We start from the raw sequence: 5,897 nt of genomic DNA on the forward strand, positions 1-5,897 counted from the left end.
CCGCTGGGGCGGTGACGCGCCGCCTGCCGCGGGAGCGGTGACGCGCCGCCAGCTGCGGTGGGCGGTGAGGCGCCGCCCGCCGCGGCCGTGACGCGCCGGGCCGGGCGCCGAACCCGCGCCGCCGGCCGCCGTGCCGGCCCGGGCGGCGTGCCCGGCAAAGGAGCGGGGGGTGGCGACAGGTGGGCACGGGGATGTGCCAGAGTTGCCACGTCCGCCCTGTCAGCACGTACCGTACGGCCATACGCCGCGGAACAGGCACGAGGCGGTTCCAGGCCGGGGGAAGCGGGAAGGGGCAAGCCGGTTTGACCACGCACACACCGCACGCGCCGCAGGCGCCGCAGGCCGTCACGCTGCCCGCCTCGCTGGACGAGGCCGTCGACGCGCTCGCCGCCACGCCCACCGCCGTCCCCGTCGCCGGGGGCACCGACCTGATGGCCGCCGTCAACTCCGGCCGCCTGCGCCCCTCCGCCCTCGTCGGCCTGGGCCGCATCGCCGAGATCCGCGGCTGGCAGTACCAGGACGGACACGCCCTGCTCGGCGCCGGTCTCACCCACGCCCGCATGGGCCGCCCCGACTTCGCCGCGCTGATCCCCGGCCTGGCCGCCGCCGCCCGCACGGCCGGACCGCCGCAGATCCGCAACGCCGGCACCCTCGGCGGCAACATCGCCTCCGCCGCGCCCACCGGTGACGCGCTGCCCGTGCTGGCCGCGCTGGAGGCCACGGTGATCGTCGCCGGCCCCGGCGGCGCCCGCCGTGAGGTGCCCGTCTCCCACCTGCTGGCCGGGGTGGAGATGCTCCGCGGCGGCGAACTGATCGGCTACGTGCGGGTCCCGCTGCTGCACGCCCCGCAGGTGTTCCTGAAGGCGACCGGCCGCACCGGCCCCGGCCGGGCCAGCGCCTCCGTCGCCCTGGTCCTCGACCCGGCCCGCCGCTCGGTGCGCTGCGCGGTCGGGGCCGTCGCCCCGATGCCGCTGCGGCCGCTGGAGGCCGAGCAGTGGATCGCCGGCCTCATCGACTGGGACGACAACCGGGCCCTGGTCCCGGACGCCGTCACCGCCTTCGGCGACTACGTGGCCGCCGCCTGCATCCCCGACCCGGCCCCCGCCGAGGACGGCTCCGTGCAGCAGCTGCCGCCCGCCGTCCTGCACCTGCGGCGCACCGTCGCCGCGCTGGCCCGGCGAGCACTGGGGAGGGCTCTGTCGTGACCGACGACCAGCACGAGGGGAACGAGGCCCCGGGCGGCCCGAGCCGCTGGGACCCGCTGCCCCAGGGCGAGTACGACGACGGCGCCACCGCCTTCGTGCAGCTGCCCGAGGGCGGCATCGACGCGCTGCTCGCCGCCCCCGGCCACGGCTTCGTGCCGCCGCGCATAACGGCGGTCCCGCACGCCGCGGACACCGCCGACCCGGCCGCGCCGACGCCGCCCGCCGCCTGGCACCAGCCGGACGCCGCGCCGCACCAGCCGGACGCGGGCCCGCACCAGGACGCCGGCCACCACCAGGCCGCCGCGGCGCCGCAGAGCCAGGAGCTCCCCGCCCAGTGGTCCGACGCCGCGGGCTACCCGGACGCCGGGCACCGGTGGGGGCAGACCGAGAAGCCCTACGACACCGGCGCGTGGAACACCGCCCACGCCCCCGGCGCCTGGGAGTCCGACCACGCCCAGGCGTGGATCCCGCAGCAGCACCCCGAGGACGCCTCGGAGCGGCTGCCGGAGGCCCCCGGGCACGAGGACACCGCAGGCGCACCCGCTGACGAGGTCCCGGGCGAGGCGCCCGCGACCCAGGCCGGCGACGGCACGGACGGCGCCGGAGCCGTGGGCGTCGCCGACCCCCACGCGGCCGCCGAGGGCGCCGACGCCGACGACGAGCCGCCCCTGCACGCCCCGCTCCACGACGACCACCCCCTCGCCTCCTACGTGCTGCGCGTCAACGGCGTGGACCGCCCCGTCACCGACGCGTGGCTCGGCGAGTCGCTGCTCTACGTGCTGCGCGAGCGGCTCGGCCTGGCCGGCGCCAAGGACGGCTGCTCGCAGGGCGAGTGCGGCGCCTGCAACGTGCAGGTGGACGGCCGGCTGGTCGCCTCCTGCCTGGTGCCCGCCGTGACCACGGCCGGCAGCGAGGTGCGCACCGTCGAAGGCCTGCCGGACGGGACCGGGCAGCCCTCCGACGTGCAGCGTGCGCTGGCCCGCTGCGGGGCCGTGCAGTGCGGGTTCTGCATCCCCGGCATGGCGATGACCGTGCACGACCTGCTCGAACGCAACCCCGCGCCGACCCGCCTGGACGCCCGCACCGCGCTCAGCGGCAACCTCTGCCGCTGCTCCGGCTACGGCGGCGTGCTGGACGCCGTGGAGGAGGTCGTCGCCGAACGCCGGGCCCGGCAGGAGGCGGAGGCCGAGGCCGAGGCGGGCGGCGAGGAGCATCACCACGACGGCGCGGCCGGCGCGTCCGCAGCCGGGTACGAGGACGCCGAGGACGGAGGCCACGCGTGAGTTACGACACCGTCGTCGTCGACGCCGACGAAGGCGTTCCCTTCCACGGCATCGGCGCGTCCGTGCCCCGTGACGACGTCGAGGCCAAGACGTCCGGCACCTTCGCCTACGCCGCCGACCTGTGGGCCGAGGGCCTGCTGTGGGCCGCCGTGCTCCGCTCCCCGCACCCGCACGCGCGGATCCTGTCCGTCGACACCACGCACGCCCGCGAGATGCCCGGCGTGCACGCCGTGATCACCGCCGAGGACGTGCCCGGCGAGGCGCTGCACGGTCGGGGCAGGGGCGACCGCCCCGTCTTCGCCTCCGAGATCGTGCGCCACCACGGCGAGGCGATCGCCGCGGTCGCCGCCGACCACCCCGACACGGCGCGGATGGCCGCCGCCGCGGTGATGGTCGAGTACGAGATCCTCGAACCGGTCACCGACCCCGAGCACGCCTTCGAGGCCGAGCCGCTGCACCCCGACGGCAACCTGCTGCGGCACATCCCGCTGCGCCGCGGCGACCCGGAGGCCACCGGGGAGATCGTCGTCGAGGGCACCTACCGGATCGGCCGTCAGGACCCCGCCCCCATCGGCGCGGAGGCCGGCCTGGCGGTGCCGCGGCCGGACGGCGGCGTCGAGTTCTACGTCGGCTCCACCGACCCGCACGCCCACCGCGACGCGGCCGCCGCCTGCTTCGGCCTGGAGCCCGAGCGGGTCAGGGTCGTCGTCACCGGCGTGCCCGGTGCGGACGCCGACCGTGAGGACCCCGCCTTCCTGCTGCCGCTCGGCCTGCTGGCGCTGCGCACCGGCTGCCCGGTGAAGCTGGCGGCGAGCCGCGAGGACTCCTTCCTCGGCCACACCCACCGCCACCCGACGCTGCTGCGCTACCGGCACCACGCCGACGCGCAGGGGCGGCTGGTGAAGGTGGAGGCGCAGATCCTGCTGGACGGCGGCGCGTACGCGGACTCCTCCGCCGAGGCGCTGGCCGCCGCGGTCTCCTTCGCCTGCGGCCCGTACGTGGTGCCCAACGCGTTCGTCGAGGGCTGGGCGGTGCGCACCAACAACCCGCCCTCGGGGTACGTCCGCGGCGAGGGCGCGATGCAGGTGTGCGCGGCCTACGAGGCGCAGATGGACAAGGTCGCCCGCAAGCTGGGCGCCGACCCGGCCGAGGTGCGCGCCAGGAACGTGCTCGCCACCGGCGACGTGCTGCCCACCGGGCAGACCGTGACCTGCCCCGCCCCGGTCGCCGAGCTGCTGGCCGCGGTGCGGGAGGCGCCGATGCCGGAGCTGCCCAAGGACACCCCGGTCGAGGAGTGGCTGCTGCCCGGCGGCCCGGAGGGTCCCGGCGACCCGTCCGCGGTGCGGCGCGGCGTCGGCTACGGGCTCGGCATGGTGCACCTGCTGGGCGCGGAGGGCTCCGACGAGGTCGCCACCGCGACGGTGAAGGTCAAGGACGGCGTGGGCACGGTGCTGTGCGCCGCCGTCGAGTACGGGCAGGGCTTCGCCACGCTGGCCCGGCAGATCGTGCAGGAGGTCCTCGGGCTCGAGGACGTCGTGGTCGCCCCCGTCGACACCGACCAGCCGCCGGCCGGCGCGGGCAGCCGGGGCCGGCACACCTGGGTCTCGGCGGGCGCCGTCGAGCGCGCCGCGAAGATGGTCCGCACGCAGCTGCTGCAGCCGCTGGCCGACAAGTTCGGCATGTCCACGGAGCTGCTGCAGATCAGCGAGGGGAAGATCACCTCGTACGACGGGCTGCTGTCCACCACGGTGGTCGAGGCGCTGGAAGGCAGCGAACTCTGGGCCACCGCGCAGTGCCGTCCCCACCCGACGGAGCCGCTGGACGCGGACGGGCAGGGCGACGCCTACGTCGGTCTCGTCTTCTGCGCGGTGCGGGCGGTCGTCGACGTGGACGTCGAGGTCGGCGCGGTGCGGGTCGTCGAGCTGGCGGTCGCGCAGGACGTGGGGCGGGTGCTGAACCCCGCCCAGGTGCGGGCCCGGATCGAGGCGGGGCTCACGCAGGGCGTGGGCATCGCGCTCACCGAGAACCTCCGCACCCAGCGAGGGCTGGTGCGCCACCCCGACCTGGGCGGGTACGCGTTGCCGACCGCGCTGGACGCGCCGGACGTGCGGGTGGTCCGCCTGGTGGAGGAGCGTGACGTGGTCGCCCCGTTCGGCGCCAAGTCCGTCTCCACGGTGCCGGTGGTGACCGCGCCGGCCGCCATCGCCTCCGCCGTCCGCGCCGCCACCGGCCGCCTCGTCAACCGCCTGCCCATCCGCCCCCAGGCCGCGGTCGTCACCGGACAGTAGAGCGGCGCCCCGGCCCCCTCGGCCGGGTCAGTCGGCGTCCGGGGGCGAGTACGGCTTCTGCGGAATGGGCGGCGTGGGCGGGCTGAGGGGCGGGTCGTCCTCGTCCAAGGGCTCGGGGACCTCTCCGTCGCAGGGACCCGAGGCGCTCACCAGGAGGCCGCCCTTCTTCTGCGCGTCCTGCCGGAGGTTCTTCGGCAACTCGTCGGCCCCGGCGATGATCCGCCACGCACCGGACATCAGGAAGGTGCCGTCGACGGCCACCTTGCCGCCCTTGTTCTCGATCTTCCACCCGCGGTCGACGAGCCGGTCCACGACCGCACGGAGCTCCGCCTCGCCCGGTACCTCCTCGCTCACGGCGAGCGCGTCGATGTTGCAGGCCTCCTTGTTCGTGGAGGGCATCTCGCCCACCTTCGCGTCGAGGTCCTGGGTGGCGAAGCGCAGGTCCCGCTTCGCCTGCCGCGCGTCCATGGCCACCGCGGGCTTCTCCGACGCCGACGGCGAGGCGGAGGGGGAGGAGGCCTTCGCGGTGTCGTCGGATGCTCCGCACCCCGTGACCGTGAGCATCAGGGCAGCACCGCACAGGGTGGGCCAGGCTGCGGGAGGTCGTCGTCTCATGCGTCTCGCCTTTCGCCGGCACGGAACCCGTGAACCGGCGCCCGAACCCCGGTGGCCGGCCGCTCCGGCCGGGCACGTGGCATCGGGGTGGTGGCGCACAGTGTACTGATCATGTACCGGTCACCAAGCGAAATGATGCGGCAGCCGTGCCCCGCCGGGCTCGGGGCCGGGCGGGGCACGGTGGGTGGAGACCGCGGCGGGATTCGAACCCGCGTGCCTGGAGTTGCAGTCCAGTCCCTGGGCCACTCGGGCACGCGGTCCTGTGTGGCGACGAGTACGACGCTACGACCCCCGGGACGCCGCCTCAAGGCATCCGGCCCCCGTGCAACACGACTGCCACACGCCGTTCATGAACCGCCGCGGCGACGGCAGGGGGAGGACAGGAGCCACTGTCGGGCGCGCCCCTTACAGTGGCGGCATGACCAGCCGTCCTCGCCCTCTCGGCCCGTCGCGCGGCAGCGGCGGCGACACCACCGGGGGCCCCGCCCGGAGCCACCCCCAAGGCC

4 protein-coding genes and 1 tRNA gene are annotated in these 5,897 nt (G+C 76.3%); 3 read left to right on the forward strand and 2 right to left on the reverse strand.

The window, feature by feature from the left end; genetic code table 11:
- The first annotated feature begins 191 nt into the window (after nt 1-191).
- From ACOV8S_RS18655 to ACOV8S_RS18665, 3 genes are read left to right on the forward strand one after another with little or no spacing between them, the layout of a single operon-like run.
- Nucleotides 192-1,205 carry an FAD binding domain-containing protein gene (locus ACOV8S_RS18655; protein WP_382551092.1) on the forward strand — a complete coding sequence of 338 codons (1,014 nt, stop codon included), beginning with the start codon at nt 192-194 and terminating at the stop codon, nt 1,203-1,205.
- Complete coding sequence (locus ACOV8S_RS18660) at nt 1,202-2,488, forward strand: 2Fe-2S iron-sulfur cluster-binding protein (protein ID WP_448318951.1); 1,287 nt, start codon at nt 1,202-1,204, stop codon at nt 2,486-2,488. The genes ACOV8S_RS18655 and ACOV8S_RS18660 overlap by 4 nt, the downstream gene beginning before the upstream one ends.
- Nucleotides 2,485-4,776 carry a molybdopterin cofactor-binding domain-containing protein gene (locus ACOV8S_RS18665; RefSeq protein ID WP_448318952.1) on the forward strand — a complete coding sequence of 764 codons (2,292 nt, stop codon included), beginning with the start codon at nt 2,485-2,487 and terminating at the stop codon, nt 4,774-4,776. Before ACOV8S_RS18660 ends, ACOV8S_RS18665 begins: the two co-directional genes overlap by 4 nt.
- 27 nt (nt 4,777-4,803) lie before the next feature.
- On the opposite strand, the gene ACOV8S_RS18670 is transcribed toward ACOV8S_RS18665, so the two are convergent.
- On the reverse strand, nt 4,804-5,391 hold the full coding sequence (locus ACOV8S_RS18670) for a hypothetical protein (protein ID WP_448318953.1): 588 nt from the start codon (nt 5,389-5,391) through the stop codon (nt 4,804-4,806).
- Nucleotides 5,392-5,576: 185 nt separating this feature from the next.
- Nucleotides 5,577-5,651 (reverse strand) — tRNA-Cys (locus ACOV8S_RS18675).
- Nucleotides 5,652-5,897: the final 246 nt, after the last annotated feature.

Source organism: Streptomyces sp. CO7 (assembly GCF_053474865.1).

Coding starts and splice junctions, on each gene's coding strand:
- ACOV8S_RS18670 (WP_448318953.1), bottom strand. CDS start 5,391: ATGAGACGACGACCTCCCGCAGCCTGGCCCACCCTGTGCGGTGCTGCC.
- ACOV8S_RS18655 (WP_382551092.1), top strand. CDS start 192: ATGTGCCAGAGTTGCCACGTCCGCCCTGTCAGCACGTACCGTACGGCC.